Annotated in this window: 14 protein-coding genes; 9 read left to right on the forward strand and 5 right to left on the reverse strand. The window is 50.5% G+C overall.

Annotated features, from left to right (window positions below; genetic code table 11):
• Nucleotides 1–330: 330 nt before the first annotated feature.
• From OLMES_RS02075 to OLMES_RS02095, 5 genes are all read left to right on the forward strand, one after another.
• The gene (locus OLMES_RS02075; RefSeq protein ID WP_087459722.1) at nt 331–2775 is read left to right on the forward strand and encodes a putative bifunctional diguanylate cyclase/phosphodiesterase; all 2445 of its coding nucleotides are present in this window, start codon (nt 331–333) and stop codon (nt 2773–2775) included.
• 238 nt (nt 2776–3013) lie between these two features.
• Complete coding sequence (locus OLMES_RS02080) at nt 3014–3424, forward strand: PA2779 family protein (RefSeq protein WP_087459723.1); 411 nt, start codon at nt 3014–3016, stop codon at nt 3422–3424.
• 72 nt (nt 3425–3496) lie between these two features.
• Complete coding sequence (locus OLMES_RS02085) at nt 3497–4522, forward strand: PA2778 family cysteine peptidase (protein WP_087459724.1); 1026 nt, start codon at nt 3497–3499, stop codon at nt 4520–4522.
• Between the two features lie 125 nt (nt 4523–4647).
• Nucleotides 4648–5697 (forward strand): methyltransferase domain-containing protein, encoded by a 1050-nt coding sequence (locus OLMES_RS02090; RefSeq protein ID WP_087459725.1) that lies wholly within the window; start codon nt 4648–4650, stop codon nt 5695–5697.
• A 50-nt stretch (nt 5698–5747) separates the two neighbouring features.
• Nucleotides 5748–6197 carry an arsenate reductase ArsC gene (locus OLMES_RS02095; RefSeq protein ID WP_087459726.1) on the forward strand — a complete coding sequence of 150 codons (450 nt, stop codon included), beginning with the start codon at nt 5748–5750 and terminating at the stop codon, nt 6195–6197.
• Between the two features lie 101 nt (nt 6198–6298).
• On the opposite strand, the gene leuA is transcribed toward OLMES_RS02095, so the two are convergent.
• Nucleotides 6299–8011, reverse strand: coding sequence for a 2-isopropylmalate synthase (gene leuA / locus OLMES_RS02100; protein ID WP_087459727.1), 1713 nt, complete (start codon nt 8009–8011; stop codon nt 6299–6301).
• A 219-nt stretch (nt 8012–8230) separates the two neighbouring features.
• Between leuA and OLMES_RS02105 the strand changes: the two genes are divergently transcribed.
• A complete protein-coding gene (locus OLMES_RS02105; RefSeq protein WP_087459728.1) occupies nt 8231–8704 on the forward strand; it encodes an Lrp/AsnC family transcriptional regulator in 474 nt (157 codons plus the stop codon).
• Here the strand turns inward: OLMES_RS02105 and OLMES_RS02110 are convergent.
• The 3 genes from OLMES_RS02110 to OLMES_RS02120 form a co-directional block, all read right to left on the reverse strand.
• Complete coding sequence (locus OLMES_RS02110; RefSeq protein WP_087459729.1) at nt 8696–9535, reverse strand: class I SAM-dependent methyltransferase; 840 nt, start codon at nt 9533–9535, stop codon at nt 8696–8698. The two genes, OLMES_RS02105 and OLMES_RS02110, sit on opposite strands and share 9 nt — an antisense overlap.
• A gap of 108 nt (nt 9536–9643) precedes the next feature.
• A complete protein-coding gene (locus OLMES_RS02115) occupies nt 9644–10765 on the reverse strand; it encodes a phosphoserine transaminase (protein WP_087459730.1) in 1122 nt (373 codons plus the stop codon).
• A gap of 275 nt (nt 10766–11040) precedes the next feature.
• On the reverse strand, nt 11041–11388 hold the full coding sequence (locus OLMES_RS02120; RefSeq protein ID WP_087459731.1) for a c-type cytochrome: 348 nt from the start codon (nt 11386–11388) through the stop codon (nt 11041–11043).
• A 205-nt stretch (nt 11389–11593) separates the two neighbouring features.
• Between OLMES_RS02120 and OLMES_RS02125 the strand changes: the two genes are divergently transcribed.
• From OLMES_RS02125 to OLMES_RS02135, 3 genes are all read left to right on the forward strand, one after another.
• Nucleotides 11594–14659, forward strand: coding sequence for a PAS domain S-box protein (locus tag OLMES_RS02125; protein ID WP_198343187.1), 3066 nt, complete (start codon nt 11594–11596; stop codon nt 14657–14659).
• Nucleotides 14660–14855: 196 nt separating this feature from the next.
• The gene (locus OLMES_RS02130; protein WP_198343188.1) at nt 14856–16214 is read left to right on the forward strand and encodes a D-arabinono-1,4-lactone oxidase; all 1359 of its coding nucleotides are present in this window, start codon (nt 14856–14858) and stop codon (nt 16212–16214) included.
• 24 nt (nt 16215–16238) lie between these two features.
• Nucleotides 16239–17486, forward strand: a complete 1248-nt coding sequence (locus OLMES_RS02135; protein WP_087459733.1) for an alanine racemase — start codon at nt 16239–16241, stop codon at nt 17484–17486.
• A gap of 214 nt (nt 17487–17700) precedes the next feature.
• Here OLMES_RS02135 and OLMES_RS02140 read toward each other — a convergent pair whose 3' ends face one another.
• The gene (locus OLMES_RS02140) at nt 17701–18822 is read right to left on the reverse strand and encodes a serine hydrolase domain-containing protein (protein WP_157678109.1); all 1122 of its coding nucleotides are present in this window, start codon (nt 18820–18822) and stop codon (nt 17701–17703) included.
• Between the last annotated feature and the right edge of the window lie 9 nt (nt 18823–18831).

Raw genomic sequence — 18831 nt, forward strand, 5'->3', positions numbered from 1 at the left:
GACCCACCGAGGCACCAATCATAGCGGGTTTACTGATTTTCAAACCGGTTTCCGAGATTCAGACCTTCAAGGTAACCCACATTAGCGGAATTGCGAGAGCTTTGGGGATGCTCCAGTTAAGCAACCTCTGTTGTGGACATGCTTCAGGTGTACCCAATCTTCTGTATCAGTTGGAAAATAATGATTTGTCAGTTTTTGCTATACTGCCAGAGATGGGGTGTTAAACCTATAAAAATAACATGGCTGAGCTCAGAGCGGTCGACAATCAACAGGCTTTCCAATGGAATGTTGTATTCCTGAAAGCACAGAGACGGGTACTAACTTCCCGGTATGTCCTTAAAACTAAAATATACACTGGCACTGTTGATACTGGCGGTAATCAGCATTAGTTTGTTCAGCTGGGTATCGCGCCATAAAATGGATGAGGTTTTACGTCAGGAAACATTTAACCGTATCGCGGATACGCTTACGCTGATTCAAACGTCATTTGCTCAAACCTTGTCTTCTGCCAGTGCCAATCTGGTCTTGTACAGCCAGGATACTTCATTGCAGCGCTATCTTCTGAATGGCGCAGAATTGGATCGACGTTTGGTATTGCAAAACTGGCAGCAGATTCTGGAGCAGTTTCCAGAGTATCAGGAACTGGTTCTGATTAATGCGGACAAATACGAGTCCGTGCGGATGGTTCAGACGGCTGTCCCCAACAAACACCCGGAAGATTATTCCCGACTGCTGGATCTTGCCCGGGCTCACCCCGGAACCAGTATTCATGAAATTGTCTATCACGAAGATTTTCAAACCTACAGTCTGGTGATTTACCGTGCATTGAGCAGCTCAGCGCTGTTAAAACACGCACCTGTTTTGCGCTTGTCGGTGAATTTAAACTGGATTCAAGACATCATGTCGGAGCCCCCATTCAGTCAGGATACTTATGTTTTTCTGGTTGAATCTCACTTGGGGGAAGTGATGAGTGATCCCCGGCAGCGGGATGCGATCCTGTTCCTGATGTCGAGCAGCTATGGCAGTGTGGCCGAGTTTTCCAGACATAAGCCGGCTCGGCGGCAACTGCAGGTCGCAGATCAGCGCTATTTTCTTGACCATCGTCCCCTGATTAACCGTTGGCAGCTCTATATTTCCGTACCGAACCACGCCATCAGCTCACGTTACGATGTCTTTGCAATTGAATTGATACTGGTTATTGCGATTACCGGTATTTCAATCGGGCTGATTCTTTATCTGCTATTCAACCGTTTGGTTCTCATTCCCCTAAATGCGCTCACCTCGCAAACCAACAGGGTATTGGATGATTCGGCGGAGTTGATCGAGCTGGTTCCCCGCAGGGATGAAATCGGACACTTACAGGACGCGTTCGTTGAATTACGGCAAAAGGTTCGTCAAAACACCCGTGACTTACAGGTGCAAGCGACCACTGACTCGCTGACCGGATTACCCAATCGTTTGGCCTTGATGGATATTCTGCAATCTGCAATCCATGTTCCGAAAGGTATACGAAGCCGGCTGGCACTGATGTTTATCGACCTCGACGGGTTCAAGCAAGTTAATGATGTGATGGGACATGAAACGGGCGATTTGCTCTTGAAGGAAGTCACCCAGCGTCTGCTTTGTATCAAAACCGCTCATCAGCCCCCCAGGCTCTTGAGTGTTGCCCGGCTTGGTGGTGATGAATTCACTGTGGTGTTGGAGCTACAGGATGAAACCCTGGCGGATGAAGTGACCACCATTGCGCATGTGGCAGACAGTATCATCGACCAGTTACGGTCGGGCTTTTTGCTGGAAGAACGCGAAGCCTTCGTCGGGGCCAGTGTCGGGATCGCTTTGTATCCGGATGATGCAGACAATATTCCGGATCTGCTTAAATATGCAGATATCGCGATGTATGAAGCAAAAAGTTTGGGCAAAATGCGCTACGAGTTTTTCCAGCCCAAAATGGCGGCCAGTCAAAAAGCCCAGTTGGATCTCGAAAATGTGATTAGCCATGCCCTCGAACATGATGAATTTGAAGTGGTCTTTCAGCCAAAGATTGATATTAAAGGGGGTAAAGTCGCCGGATTTGAAGCATTGGCGCGACTGAACTCCAGTAAAATGGGATGGGTGGGTCCCCATGAGTTTATTCCTGCAGCGGAAGAAAAAGGGCTCATTGATTACATCACGCTATTGGTTTGTGAGCGGTCATGTGCATTCATTAACGCCATGGGCGAAGTACCGGATGATTTCAAAATTTCGATCAACATATCACCGATTCAAATCGCGGATTCCCGGTTATTCCGGGAATTGCAAAGCATGATATCCAAGGCTGAGGTGCCCTATAAACATATTGAATATGAAGTGACAGAGAATTCATTGATCAAAAATGAAGAGAAAAGCCGTCGGCAGTTGGACATTCAGCGCTCACTCGGCTTTTCAACAGCGCTTGATGATTTCGGCGTGGGGTATTCTTCCCTGGGCCACTTAAAACGTTTTTCATTTTGTACCCTCAAAATTGATCGTATTTTTGTCGATGATGTCCATCATGACGGGGTCAGTAAAGTCATATTGAAAGCGATTATCGAAATGGCCAATTCGCTGAACATGACTGTGGTTGCCGAGGGGGTGGAAACGGTCGACCAGCTCGACACCATGCTGGATCTGGGCATTGATCATGTGCAAGGTTATCTGTTCTCGAAACCGCTTGCGGCACAGGTAGCATTGGACTTTCTTGCGCACTTTGCTTATCCCTCAGAATTACAGGCATTGGGCGCGTCAGCGCATCGTTAAGAGGGGCTGAAGCGAATAATCAGGGGTGGATTTTTTGTTTTCGGCAGTGTTTAATGGTGCTGTTCAGTTTTGCTATGAACGTGCCGTAATTGCCTCGCTTGTCTTTGCCAGAACTCGCTCAGTATCAGAATACATGCTGATATTCTGACCGCTACTATGAGGGCTGTCGTTTGTAATAACGATCTGGTTTGCCTTCATATCTAACTTCTATTGGTATTAAGTAAAAGGATATCTTGTTATGCCCCGTTTACAGGAATTAAAGCGCTATATTGCCCTGATTACCTCATTCGCTATTTTCTTTCTCGGTCTGCAATCCTCTGTAGTTCGTGCGGCGATGGTCTCAACCGAGAGCCAATTGGTGCAGGTGCAACAGCAAGTCGATCTGAAGGAAATACAGGAAACGGTTGCCAGCGATGAAGCCCGTAAGCTATTGAGCGACTGGGGCCTGTCCCCGGAACAGGTTGATCAGCGTGTGGCTAAAATGACACCGGCGGAAGTGGCTGAGTTTAATGCAAAATTGAATGACATGCCGGCAGGTGGGACCAGTGTTATTGGTGTTGTGTTATTTATTTTCCTGGTTCTGATCGTGCTTGATTTGTTGGGAACGACCAATATATTCCCGGTCATCAAACCCATAGATCAGTATTAATCTAACTTGCATCGGTACTGTTGCTCGATATGGATACAGTCGCCAGATATCAGAGACAATGGTAAGCCAAGCATGTGGGTGCAAAAACGTTTAGCCGTGCTAATCATGGTAATCCTGTTTGGTGTGAGCGGATGTGCCATTATGGGGCCCTCCGCCGAGCAGGCCGCTGCTCAATGGCGCGCGGTTTTATCCAAGCACAGGGTCGAGCTGGATTCGGTTCCATTTTTCCCCCAGGAACAGTTCCAGTGCGGTCCTGCTGCGCTGGCCACAGTTCTGGCCTACCGCGGTGTTGACGTAAATCCGAAAGCTCTTGTAGATGCGGTTTATACTCCCGGCAAGGAGGGCAGTTTCCCGCTTGATATGGTTGCCACTGCGCGGGATTTTGGTTTTCTGGTCTACCCGCTTGAGGGTAATTTGGCAAACCTGCTCCGGGAGGTAGCGGCAAATAACCCCGTGCTGGTGTTGCAAAATCTTGGTTTCAGCTGGTATCCACAGTGGCACTACGCTGTCGTCGTCGGGTATGACCTGGAGCGGATGGTCGTGTGGCTGCGCTCAGGTGTGGAACGTCGACAGGAAATGACCTTCTCCCTGTTTCAGCGTACCTGGCGCAATGCCGACAACTGGGCGCAGGTCGTGGCACCTCCTGAGACGATGCCCACTACCGCGGATTTGCCGGGCTATATTCGTGCCGCCCAGGACTTGTTAACATCCGGGCACTCAGCTGCGCTTAACGCCTTTTTGGCGGCAACCAAGCGGTGGCCGGCATCAACATTATCCTGGTTGAGTCTGGGTAACGCAGCGTATCAAATGTCGGATCACTCAACTGCGGCGAAAGCATTTTCCGAACATGTCCATCTGCAACCTGAAAATCCGGATGGCTGGAACAATCTAGCCTACAGTCTTCAGCAATTACATTGCCCGACGGCACTCGAGGCCATAGCCTGTGCGGTAAAGCTGGCACCAGGAAATCTGAATGTGTTGAATTCCCAACGGGAACTCAAGCAGCAGGTTGCTCAGAAATCAGCGACTGACGGCATGATTGACCGCACGTTCACTCCATCACAGTGCGCCATTCCGGCGTGCCCGGCCTTGCTCTGATTCTTCGGTATTCTTGCAAAATATACACAACACCCCCTAATATCAGGGAACTTTCCGGTTTTTTTGCATCTAATGCAAAGAGCCTGCATCTATTTTTTCAATAAACGCTTTTTAGGATGTAATGCATGCAAAGCGATGTACAAGAATACTATGGTAAGACACTCACCGGGTCGGAAGACCTGCAAACTAATGCCTGCTGTACCGCCAGTGAGCCGCCCGCGCACCTGAAAGAAATTCTGTGCAAGATTCATGATGAGGTGATGGCGAAATATTATGGCTGTGGCCTGATTGCGCCAGACGAGTTAAAAGGTACCCATATTCTGGACTTGGGCAGTGGTGCTGGCCGGGATTGCTACGTGCTTAGTGCCATGGTCGGAGAGCAGGGGTCGGTTACCGGTGTCGATATGACGGATGAGCAGTTGGCGGTGGCCAATGCGCATCTGGATTACCATCGTGAGGCATTCGGTTATGCCAAGTCCAATGTTCGATTTGTCAAAGGTTACCTGGAACAGCTGCATGAGCTGGATCTGGCCGAAAACCACTTCGATATCATTGTTTCTAACTGCGTGCTTAACCTGTGCACGGACAAAGCTGCGGTATTACGCCATGCCTATAATTTGTTAAAGCCGGGCGGGGAGTTGTACTTTTCTGATGTTTATGCAGCACGCCGTATTCCACCCGAGCTTGCCAAAGACCCCGTTTTATATGGCGAGTGTTTAAGTGGCGCGCTGTACTGGAATGATTTCCTGGCGTTGGCGAAGCAGGCTGGATTTGCAGACCCCCGTTTAGTTGAAGATCGACCCCTGACGATCGAGAACGCTAAAATACAGGAAAGATTGGGTAATCTGGAGTTTTATTCTGCGACTTACCGCCTGTTTAAGCTGGATGCACTTGAGCCAGCGTGTGAGGATTACGGACAGGCTGTGCGCTATAAGGGAACGATTGCATCTGCACCCAACGGTTTTTTGTTGGACAAGCATCATTATATCGAGACCGGGCGTGTTTTCCCGGTCTGCGGCAACACCTATCGGATGCTGAAGGATACCCGTTTCAAGTCTCATTTCGAATTTTACGGTGATTGGTCCACACACTATGGAATATTTGATGGTTGTGGCACCAGCATACCTTTTGATGCGGACTGGGAAACGGGCCATGACGGCGGTGGCTGCTGTTGATCTGCAGGGTTGTGGCTAACAGGATTGAGTGATTCAAGAGAGGCACGCTTATGAAGCAAAAACTGTTGTTTTTATGCACCGGAAATTCCTGCCGGAGTCAGATGGCTGAAGCCTGGGGGAAAACTCTGTTGGCAGAGCAATACGAGTGTTATTCCGCCGGTATTGTCGCCCATGGAATGAACCCTAATGTTCAGCAGGTGATGTCTGAAGTGGGCGTGTCTCTGGACGGGCATTATTCGAAAACATTAGAGGATCTCAAGGATCCTGCAGGCCACAACATGGGGCTGGCGTTCGACTACATCGTCACCGTATGTGACAATGCCGCGGAAAGCTGCCCGGTTTTACCGAACAGTGTAATTCATATTCACCACCCCTTCCCGGATCCCCCCCGGCTGGCAAAAGAAGCCGATAATGACGAGTCCCGGCTGGATTGCTATCGGCAGGTACGGGACCAGATTCGAGATTGGTTGAAGACGTCGCCGCTGTTGATGACCTCCTGAACCGGTAGACTGACTGTTTGTTCGACTATGGTATTTTACTAAAGTTTGCAACATCCCGCCCTAATCGAGGGGATGTTGCATCTGCGATTAACAAGCCGTGGCTAGCAGGCAACGGCTTGTTGGTGCTCCGCCAGGTATTGATTGGCTGCACAAAGCAAGGCATTGATGGAGGCGGTCATAATATCTTCATGAATTGCGGCACCACAATACAACTCCCCCGCGATACGAGCCTGCACATAGGCGATCGCATCCGCTTCTGTGCCGCTGGTACCATCTTTAATTGCGTGCTCAGAGTATTCCTGAACTACAATGTCAATGCCGAACTGCTGTTTCAGACCGTTTGCCAGAGCATCCAGACTGCCGTGACCGATACCATTCAGCTCGTTCATTTGGCCATCAATGAAAAGCTGGGCGTGTAACTCATCATGGGTCGTGCGTTTAACTTCAAAGGCACCAATGCAGACGGGCGCATTGTGATTGACATAGCGTTGATCAAACAGCTGTCGAATTTGTGCGCCGGTGACTTCTCCACCGGATACCTCTGCAGCCTGTTGTACCATCGGGCTAAAGTCGATCTGTAACCAGCGGGGCAAAGCCAGCCCGTAATCCCGTTCCAGCATGTAAGCCACCCCGCCTTTGCCTGACTGGCTATTGACCCGGATAACTTCTTGATAACTCCGCCCGATATCCGCTGGATCAATCGGCAGGTAGGCGACGTTCCAGGCATCGCCTGTTTTGCGCTTGGCCAGACATTTCTTGATTGCATCCTGATGGCTACCGGAAAATGCCGTGTAGACCAATTCCCCTGCGTAGGGGTGTCTCGGGTGCACGGGCAGTTGCGTACATTCCCGCACGACCCGGATAATTTCATCCATATCACCCAGCTGCAATTCCGGGTCGATACCCTGGCTGTACAAGTTCATCGCCATCGTGATGATATCCATGTTACCGGTACGTTCACCATTCCCCATTAATGTACCTTCGACCCGGTCTGCGCCGGCCATCACGGCGAGTTCTGCCGCCGCCACAGCACAGCCCCGGTCATTGTGTGTGTGCACACTTAAGATAATGGCCTCGCGCCGTTCAACCTGGCGGTTAAACCACTCGATTTGGTCGGCGAAAATATTGGGCGTGGCCATTTCGACGGTGGCGGGCAAATTAATAATTACCGGGTTTTGTTTTGTGGGTTGCCAAATGGCTGTAACGGCATTGACGACGTCAACGGCGTAGTCCAGTTCGGTTCCCGTGAAACTCTCCGGAGAATACTGAAACACCCATTCTGTCTCCGGATACCGTGCCGCCTGTTCCTGTACTTTTTGTGCGCCCCGGATCGCAATATTTTTGATGCCCTCACGATCCATTTCAAAAACCTGTTGCCGTTGCACCGTCGAAGTCGAGTTGTACACATGGACGACTGCGCGATGCACACCACGAAGCGCGTCGAAAGTCCGTTCAATCAGTTCCGGACGTGCCTGGGTCAGTACCTGAATCGTGACGTCTTCGGGGATTTGTTCTGCCTCAATCAGCCAGCGCACAAAATCAAAATCCGGTTGAGATGCGGCCGGAAAGCCGACCTCGATCTCCTTGAAACCAATTTTAACCAACAGACTGAACATGAGCTTTTTCTGGGTGACCGACATGGGTTCGATAAGCGCCTGGTTCCCATCACGTAAGTCCACGCTGCACCACAGTGGCGCTGCAGTGATTTCCTGATCAGGCCACTGACGATCTGGCAGTGAAACTTTCGGAAACGGACGATACTTTTCGTGAGTGAAATTGGAAGTCTGGTTCGCATTATCTTGGTCAGATTGCATGTTGGTCATCCTTTTGGGTTTATTATTGCGTTCCCCGGGTGAGGGACTTGCTCGATACGGAAGACAGTATATCGTCAGTGATGCGCAATTAAATTGCGAAAATGGCTATGAGTTTGGTATTTTGGCAATAAATATCTAATTATGCTCATATTTGGAGTGTATTATGCTAATTAATTCTATTTGTATAGTGTGTATCACTTTTAATGGACTGGTGTGATGATGAAACTGGACAAGTTAGATCGACGGATTCTCAGTGTGCTGCAAAAGAATGGAAATATCAGCAATCTCGAACTCGCTGAAAAAGTGGGCCTGTCCCCCTCTCCTTGTTCAAGACGGGTCAAGCAGCTGGAAGACAACGGTATCATCAGCCGCTACGTCACATTGCTGGATCCGGCTAAACTGGATTTGAAGCTAACCGCGATTATTCAAATCAGCATGGACCGGCATACGCCGGATCGGTTCGAAAACTTCGAGGCGGAACTGGAATCGTACCCGGAAGTGATGTCCTGCTCCCTGATCACGGGTCAGGCAGCGGACTATCTGGTGGAGGTCTTGGTTCCCGATATGGAGCATTATCAAGAGTTTTTATTGGGCCGCCTGACCCGGATTCCGGGCGTCACCGGGGTTCATTCCAGCTTTGTACTGCGTAAAATTATCGATAGAACGGAAATTCCCCTGACTTACTTAGGGTGAGCGGTGCGCAACAGTATCATTGATTTTACCCCAGACGACTCGGGTTCGCGTTCCAGATTGAATATAGCCGGTGGCGTCCAGATACGGGGTCATCAAGCTTGCGATATCCCGGTCAAACGACTGCGCATCAGCTGCTGTCATGTTGTCCCGGCTGAGTCCAAAGCGGCTGTGCAGCTGTTCAATGAATTCCGTTAGTGTTTGGCTGAGTGGCTCTGCGGATGTCATTTTGTCACCCGTGGGATGAAAGTAACGCTGCTGTGTGATTAATTCAACGAGATCGTACGAGATATAGTCGTCGCAGGTGTGGTATCGGGTAACGATATCGTTGAGCTCATCGCGCCAGGGTTCTCGAGCAGGGTGGCGGGAGAGTAAGGCCAATCTACCGCAGGGGTCAATGATTTCCGCGAAGCGGGGGAAAACTTGATCCCACGGCATCCAGTGTAAACTTTCTCCCGCAGTGATCAGACCATAGGGTCCTTGAAGCGGGGCATCTTCGATGGAAGCGGTAATCCAGTTCAAATTCGGTTGCATTCCACCGGGTCGCTGTTGACCCATTTGAATGAGCGTATCTGACATATCCACTGCATCCACGGGACAGCGTTCAGCCAGGGGGATGCTCAGGTCACCGGGACCACAGCCAACATCCAGCGCCGTTGGTGCGGATGGGGGCAGCAGCGATTCCAGAATATCGAGAGCGGCTTGAGTGTAGTGTGCACGATGTGAATAGGCAGAACGCGTTGCCGGGTTGGAGAATTCCCAGGCGTTTTCAGTTGTCAGAAAGTCTGGCTTTTCGACCAGGGGACTTGGGGGACGGGATCGATCTTCGGACATGGGTGACTCCGTTTGGTTGATTTCACCCACGGGAACGCGAGGTTTCGCGAACCCGTGGCCTTACTAAGTCAAGCCGTCCAGGAAATGTATTGTCGTTTTGGCCTTGCCTCAGGCGTTTTGACTCACCTCATGATAGGCCCATTCCAGCCAAGGCATCAATGCTTCAACATCACTGGCCTCGACTGTGCTGCCACACCAGATTCGAATGCCGGCAGGCGCATCCCGGTAGGAACCGATGTCATAGGCGACTTGTTCGCTTTCCAGTAATTTTGTCATCGTTTTTACTTTGTCGTCCGGCAAGTCAAGGCTCAGACAAACACTGGTATTGGAACGTGTTGCTTCATTTGCCGCAAGGAACGAAATCCATGGCTTTTGAGCGACAAACTCTTCAATGACGGCCAGATTCTGTTTAGATTTGGCGATACAGGCGTTCGCCCCGCCAAGCGTATCGACCCAGTTCAAGGCATCCAGATAGTCGGCAACACACAGCATGGATGGCGTGTTGATCGTTTCGCCGACAAATATGCCATCAATCAGTTTTCCACCTTTGGTCATGCGGAATATCTTTGGCATGGGCCACGGTGGTGTATAGCTTTCCAGACGTTCTACCGCTCTCGGGCTGAGAATCAGCATTCCGTGAGCCCCTTCGCCCCCGAGAACCTTCTGCCAGCTGAAGGTAATCACATCAAGCTTGTCCCATGGCATTTCCATGGCAAATACAGCAGAGGTTGCATCACAAATGGTTAACCCGGTGCGCTGGTCGCTAATCCAGTCCGCATTGGGTACTTTTACTCCAGAGGTGGTGCCATTCCAGGTGAAGACCACATCATGGTCGGGGTTAGCCTGGCTCAAGTCCGGCAGGTGGCCGTAGTCTGCTTCATAGGTTTGGACATTGTCCAGTTTTAACTGCTTGACGATGTCGGTCACCCAGGTTTTGCCAAAGGACTCCCAAGCAAAAATATCAACGGGGCGTGCGCCAAGCATAGACCACATTGTCATTTCCATGGCCCCCGTGTCCGAGGCCGGTACAACGCCGACACGATAGCCTTCGGGCAGACCGAGAAGCCGGGCCGTATCCTCGCAGGCCTTGCGAAGCGCTTTTTTGCCCAGGGAAGAGCGGTGCGAGCGACCCAGAGTTTCGATATCAAGCTGATTGACTTGATAGCCGGGACGTTTACTGCATGGGCCTGAGGAGAAGTTGGGGTTGGACGGTTTAATGTTGGGAGCCATAGGTTTTATCATCATCAAATCGGATAGGGTAATGAACTGCGTGGAATGTAGATGATTCAGGCCCGGTCGTCAACAGACTGAGCTGAGGGACCGTTTTCCCTGGATATGAATTTTTCGATAGCATCATCAGTTTTGCGGGTTGCGCCCCGTCCCCCTTTGATCCAGTCAAAGGGGGACGATTGCGAATTCACGGGTTTCTGGATGCGCGCTAACAATTAAGTGTGCGAAGAAACGACAGGTTTGTGAAACGACGGTCGCAAGGGATGCTGGTTTTTTCAGGGGGTCTCAACCTGACTAACCATGTACCCGACCGCCAAACGAATTTCAGCATCACTCAGATTGGCATTACCACCCCGGGCCGGCATCATGTTGAAACCGTTGGATGCATGCTCTACCAGCGTATCCATCCCTTGCGCAATGCGAGGGCTCCAGGCTTTGTGGTTGCCGATCATCGGCGCTCCATTGATGCCCTGACCATGGCACACGAAACAGTTGGCTTTCACAATGTCCTGACCCTGCTTTAACTCCGGGCTTAGTTTTGGGGGCTCAGGTTCGGAGTCGGAGCAGGCCGTTATGCCCATCGTCAGTGCAGCGATTGAAACTAATGTTTGGATTCGGGTCATAGCGTGTTTCCTACTCCATCGTTTTACCGGATTTTAAGTACAAGCTGCTAAATACATGCCAAGCGAAGGCGCTAACTCGAGGGGAGCGACAATAAATACTGGCGAGTCACGCAATAATTGGCTAATTCTAAATATGGTCAGATTTTCCTGCTGCCCATTAGGCGTTGGTGCATTGGGGTGCCAAGCCTGTCACCGGAGTGCGATCATGGTTGAGACGGCAATGCCCAGACTGGAATGGATTATTCATCAGGTGCACCAGGCACAACAGATTTATGCGTCGAATCGAAATGAGCACGATGCCTTCTGTACACTACTGGGTTCGATACTGCGTGACGTCACTGGCATGGACGGTGGCTTTATCGCAGAGTTAACCGGCCCGTTTCAGGATGGGATCTATAAAATCAAATGCCAGGGCATTATTCCCTCTGTTAAGAACAATTCCGCGCGGGTTGCGTCTCACCAAGATTATTTTCAGCCGATCCTGAGCAAAAAGAATACAGGACATCTGCCCGTTTGGGACATCAAGCCTGAGACGGTTTGCTGGAAAACCATCCTGCACAGTCAATTGCCATACGCTACCTGGGCGACAGCAACGGAGCTGGGTTTCCCTTCGGATCTGAATGTACCTGAAGAAGTAACCGGATGGCGAGTCGAACCCATTCTGACGGGGGCTCAAATCGTCGGTATTGTGTGTCTCTGGGGGAATAATAAGCGGGAAGATGAATTTCCCGACAAAATGATGGCGATGATGTTGTCCACAGTCGCGTTGATTCAGATGGATGTGCGTGATCGCCGGAATATGGAAGAGGCCAGTTTGATGCTGGCCAAGGCAAATTTACGCCTTGCCTTTCAGCGCTCGGCTCTGGACGAACATGCGATTGTTTCCCTGACGGATAAAGCGGGTGTGATCACCTATGTCAATAAAAAATTCTGTGAGATCAGTGGCTATACAGAGCGTGAGCTCATCGGCAAAAAACACAACATTATAAACTCCGGGCACCACAGCAGCGCTTTTTTTACCCGGATGTGGGCGAAAATCAGTTCCGGAGATTGTTGGCAGGGTGAAATCTGTAATGTGCGCAAGGATGGAGAATTGTATTGGGTTGCCACAACCATTGTCCCGAATGTTGAGCCGGGGCGCGGGATTATTGAATATATTTCGATTCGTACCGATATTACCCAGCTGAAACTGATGGAGCAAAAGCTGAGTCGTGAATCGAGCCTGCTGCGTGCAGTGGTGGACTCCATCGTGGATGGCATTGTTGCCTGCGATTCAGATGGCCGGGCTTCGTTTGCAAACCCCGCTGCTCAGCGTATGCTCGGCATGTTGGGTTCGGACACTGCTGCGGAAGCCTGGGCGCAGTCCAAATATCTGTTTTACCCGGAAAGTGACCGGGCTTTGAGCGGCTCTGATGGGCCCTTGGCAAAGGTGTTCTCCGGTGAGGAGCAGGTTTCAGCCTTTCATGTGGTTCGTGTACCGGGGACTGAAGAAAAACTGGTTCGAAGTGCGGGTCGTGTCTTACGGGATGAACACCGTCATGTCATTGGCGGTCTGTTAACCATCCATGATATGACCGCCAAGCGTCGCTCCGAGGAAATCATCGTCAATATAGCCCAGGCGTTGTCAGCGTCCCCCCATGATGCATTTTTCGAAACGCTGGTGGCTTCAATCGGTTCCCAGCTCAATATAGATTATGTATTAATCGGCACTTATGATTCAGACTTGGGCAAGGTCAGTGTCCTGGCCAGCACATTGCCGGGAGACTGCGCGGCCCTCAGCTATTCCATCGCCGATACGCCCTGTGAGCTGGTCGTGGGGATTGAGGGCCAACCGGGAACACCGGGTTCCGTGTTGATTAGTCGGGATGTCATGCGCCGATTTCCGAAAGATCAGGATTTGGTGGATCTTGAAATCGAGGCGTACATTGGGGCACCGATTATCCAGCAATCCGGCGGCGCATTGGGGGTTTTAGCGGCCTTGTACCGAAGGCCGATAGAGCATGGAGCAATCGAGAAAACCATACTGGAAGTTTATGCGGGTATCGCGGCTCGGGAGTTGGAGCGACGGCAATACGAAAAGGAGCAGCAAGCATTGCAGCAACAGCTCCTTGTTTCTCAAAAAATGGAAGCGATGGGCCAGTTGAGTGGCGGTATCGCCCATGATTTCAATAATCTGCTGGGGATCATTCTGGGGAATCTGGATCTGCTCGAAGCGAAAGTTGAAACTGAACAAACCCGGAAGTACATCGAGAAAGCCATTAAAGCATGCGAACGGGGTAGTGAAATGACGCGTCGCTTGTTAGCGCTTTCCAAACGACGTGACTCGGGGCCGGCGGCACCGCTGGATCTGAATAATTCAATTCATCAGGTTTTTGATTTATTACAAAAATCCCTGACCGGCAGTATTGTCACCGAGTTGTTGTTAGATGACGCATTGTGGCTGGTGGAGATTCGCCCCGGTGAATTGGAGAACATATTAATTAACCTGGCCATTAACTCTCGGGATGCTATGCCCATGGGGGGGACTATCACGCTCAGTTCCATGAATATTGTGTTGGACGAGTTTAATGCACAGTCGCTTCCACTGGCTCCAGGGTATTATGTTTACCTTGAATTCGCCGATAGCGGGGAGGGGATTTCCAACGAACATCTGGCCCACATATTCGAGCCATTTTATACAACCAAAAGTGCAGGGGGGGGCACCGGGCTTGGCTTGGCGATGGTTTTTATGACCGTAAAGCAGCGCGGTGGTTATGTTTCAGCAACATCGCAATTGGGTTGCGGTACCACTTTCAGTATCTGGTTTCCTGCTGTGACGAAACCGGATCTCGCCGCAACGACGCCAGTCTCCGCAACTGCGGAAACGGCATTGGTGGGAAAATTGATTTTGATTGTCGATGATGAGGAAGAAATTCGCACGATGTTGTCGACTATTTTGAGTCAGGCGGGTTGCCAGGTGGTTGCGGTGCAGGATTTCGTAGATGCTGAGCTGGCGTTACGGAAACATGACTTTGATCTGATTATCACCGACGTGATTCTACCCGGTTCGCAAGATGGTATCTCCTGGGCACGTCAAGTGGGTGAGCAGCGTAAGTCCGTCAAAATCATCCTGATGAGTGGCTATAATGCCGCCTTTTACGATGAGCAGCAGTTAAAAGCGCTGGAATTTCCCTACCTTACAAAACCTTTTCGCCGTAGAGATGTTCTGCAGCAAATCCAGAACGCCTTGTATTCTGTCCCGAATACATCGCCTCCGGTTCCAGGCAAATAGCCGTCGATTGCAAATTCGGCTCGTCGGTTTCAGGTAGCTGAGTGTTAATCGTGTCAAATTTTGCACGATTACTGTACGGATATGGATCGCAAACGCTATTTTTTATTAACGTGATAGAATATCATCTTTTCTGATAGCCAATATCACTGTGCAGAACATTGCTAAGGCACTCACACGATGAACAGGGGAAGGAAACGTGACAGATTCCAATTCTATCAGCAGGCTTGCGAAAGGGGATATACACTTGGAATCCACGGCCTTCAGTGAGCAGGCGCAGGTTCAGCCCCGAAGGTTGTGGCGTAACTGGTCACGCTCGCAAAGTTGTCAGCCGCGGGCCTTTTGGGTTCCGACCGATGAACATGAGTTGTCAAACCAGCTGACCCGAGACAAGAGACCGGTTCGAGTCGTTGGTGCCGGTCACTCCTTCAGCCCCTTGGTGCCTACGGACAATATTATTCTCAATATGGCCTGTTTCCGAGGGCTGGTGAGCGTTGACCATGGCCGCCAGATCGTAACGGTTAAAGCAGGAACGCCCCTCTCACAATTAACAACCTGGCTCTTTGAGCATGGCTTGGCTCTGCATAATCAGGGGGATATTGATACGCAAACTATTGCCGGGGCAGTGAGTACCGGCACACACGGGACTGGCATTACACTGGGGTGCTTGTCGGAAGCGGTCGTTGGTCTTCGACTTGTCACGGCACAGGGAGACATTCTGAATTGCTCTGAAATAGAGAATTCGGCGCTTTTCCGTGCAGCAAAAGTGTCCTTGGGTTCACTTGGAATTTTCACTGAGCTCAGGTTACAGGTCGTACCCGCTTATCGTTTGAAAGAACACGTTCAGCTTGTCCCGTTGTCCGATTTGATTGAACAGATTGATAGCTTGAAAACCCAGCATCGCCATGTGGAGTTTTTTGCATTTCCGTTTGCTGATATTGCAATTCTGAAGACCCTGGATTTTAGCTCGGATGCAATTACAGCCTTGGAGGATAAATCTCTCTCGGAAAACGCCATATTACGTATGGCGTGTGAGGCAAGTCGCTGGATGCCCAAATTAAATCCCCGAATTCAGAAACTGGTCGGGCGGTTTGTAAAGGATGAGCAACGGGTTGGTTACGCGCACCAGATTTTTCCCAGCCCCCGGAATGTCCGGTTCAATGAAATGGAATATCAAGTGGCTGCGGTTGATGGCCCGAGTTGCCTTGAGCAGATTATACAGATAATGCAGAGTCGAAAGTTTAATGTATTTTTTCCGATTGAGTACCGTTATGTCGCTGGGGATCAAACGCCATTAAGTCCGTTTTATGGCGGTGATAAAGCTTCAATATCTGTTCACCAATATTACAAGCAGGACTACCACCCACTTTTTGCAGCAATAGAACCAATTTTTCACCGCTACAAGGGCCGACCCCATTGGGGCAAGTTGCACTCTCTGGATAGCACACAGCTCCGCGCGCGATACCCGGAGTGGGATACTTTTATGTCGTTCAGAAATCTTATGGATCCCGATTGCAGACTACTGAATCCGTATTCCAAGCGATTGCTGCTCGGGTAAAGATAGCTTTCGAGGGTGTTACTGATGGATGCTTACTATCACCGCTTGAATGAAACGCTCAAACGCGGCGGGATTGCAACCCCGGTTATCGTGCTTGATCTTGATCGGTTAGACCATAACATAGCAGAATTGCGCGCCACGATTCCGCACGCCAAAGCGTTTCGGCTGGTGGCAAAGTCACTGCCATCAATACCTTTGCTTGATTACATATCCAGTCAGATGCGTGAGCTGAGGCTAATGTGTTTTCATCTGCCCTTTTTAATCGCTGCGGTAAAACGCTGGCCCTCAGTGAATATAATGCTGGGTAAACCCTTACCGGTGAGTGCTGCTGTCCAGTTCTACCGGGCGCTTTCCCGTGTTCAGGAGGGGGCTGGTGTAACCTGGTTAGTTGATACGCCCCAACGGCTTCTAGAATACCTTGATATGTCCAAGGGCTTGGAACTCAGTAAGAAGGGGTTGCAGCCGTTAAATATCGCGCTCGAAATTGATGTCGGATTGCATCGCGGGGGGGTCAGCAATCTGGAGGAATTAGACCTGTTCCTGGACATTCTGGAACAGAATCCAGTTCATCTGCAGCTCACCGGGCTCATGGGGTATGATGCCCATGTGGGAAAATTACCGGGCTGGCTGGAGTCTGCGAATCGTAGTTTTGCTCGCTCACAGCAGCAATATCGTCAGTTTGTACAACATATCACTCAGCGATTTCCGGGATTGGATGAAAATTCACTTACGCTAAACGGTGCCGGGAGTCCGACACTTCATTTGCACAATGAGTGCGCTATTACCAATGATCTTGCTGCAGGGTCGGTACTGGTGAAACCTGGCGACTTTGATCTACCCGCTTTGAAGGCCTATGTGCCTGCAATTTTTGTCGCTACGCCGGTTCTGAAAATACTGCCCGGGCTCAATCTACCGGGGCCTGGATGGTTCAGCCGATTTGCTGATCACCTGCCCTTGTCGACGCGGAATACGCTGTTTAGTTATGGGGGAAATTGGCTGGCGGATCCTTGTTGGCCGCCCGGTGTAAAACCTAATCCTTTGATAGGGACGAGCAGTAATCAGCAGTATTGGAACTGTCCTGAAACAGCCATTCAAGTTGATGATTTTCTGTTTCTGCGTCCGCAGCAGAGTGAAGCGGTAATGCTTCAGTTTGGTGATTTGGTTGTGGTGCGTGGGGGGCAGCTGGTTGATTATTGGCCGGTATTCAGTAATCGGGTGAATCATCAAAATAAAAAGCAGGCCGGCAGGACAATTGCCTCTGTCGGCCGATAGATAAACCGGTTATTGCCAGTCCTGCAAGTCGTATTTGTCGAGTATTGCTTTTAGCTTGCCACTGGCTCTTAATGTCTTTAGCCCCTCTGAAAATAGTTTTGCATAGATTTCTGAGCTGGGCTTAGCCGGTCGGAGGACCGGGGTTTCTACCAGTATGGTTCAGTTAATGCTGTTGGCAAAACTTATCCGACTTGAACTGAGGTGGTGGAGGAACTCAGAGAGAATCGTAAAGGCTTGAAATCAACGCTTCTGCACAAGGCCCGGTATCCTGGATGGCGTGAACGTAGTTGCAGCAGTAGCCAAAACCGAGTTGGTTCTCCGGGTCGGCAAAGCCCATCGGACCGCCGAGGCCTGGATGGCCAAAGCTGCTGCGATTGGTGCCAATCTTGAAGTAAGGATTGTTGAGCATGAAACCTGTGCCATAGCGGAAGTCACGTTCAGTAATGGCTTCACAGGCATCCCATTGTTCCCGGATTGCATCATTCAATACTTCTGAGCCAATGATATGGTGGCCATTATGGCTGCCACCCTTAGAGAGGATACCGTAAATAGCCGCCAGAGCCCGGGCATTGCTGTGGCCGTTGCCTGAGGCAAATTCATAACTTCGGAATTGCGGATCCTGGAAGAAGTTGTGGGATTTTGGCATGGGGCGCCAAGCCTCATACATTAATGTGCCGGGCTTTTGCATTTTTAACAGGCTGGGAACACCTTCAGCAATGGAGATATCAGCACAGCGGTTGATTTGTTCCTCATTCATGCCCAGATAAAATTCGATGCCGAGCGGGCCCAGTAAATCCTCCCGTAAAAAGGCCCCCAGAGTTTTTCCTGTGACCTTCAGCATTATCTTCTGGCACAGGGGGCCGTGGGTGAAGGAGTGGTAACAGGGTTGAGTCCAGGGTTTCCAGCGCGGGGTTTGCACTTCCAGTGCGGCTTCAATCACCCCAGGGTAGTACAGGGATCCTTCGGGAGCTTTTTCCGCGACCGGCAGGCCGGCCATTTGCGCCAGAACACAGCGGATACTGATGTCCTCCTTGCCAAATTGACCGAATGCAGGCCAGTATTTGGCAACCGGATCGTCAACAGAAATCAGGCCACGATCTGCCAGTGCGAGTATGGCCAATGACGCAATTGCCTTAGTCGCTGACATGACACAGACCAGCGTATCCTCTTGCCAAGGGCGGGTTTTTTGACCATCACAGAATCCTCCCCACAAGTCGACGACGCGCTCTCCGTTCAAGGTAACGGACACCGCTGCACCAATTTCACCCCTTGTACTCAGGTTCTCGATAAACGCCTCTTTAACTGCGGAGAACTGTGGCTTACATGTTCCTGCCACTAAATTATT

This window comes from Oleiphilus messinensis, assembly GCF_002162375.1.
In the GTDB taxonomy this organism is placed as follows: Bacteria; Pseudomonadota; Gammaproteobacteria; order Pseudomonadales; family Oleiphilaceae; genus Oleiphilus; species Oleiphilus messinensis.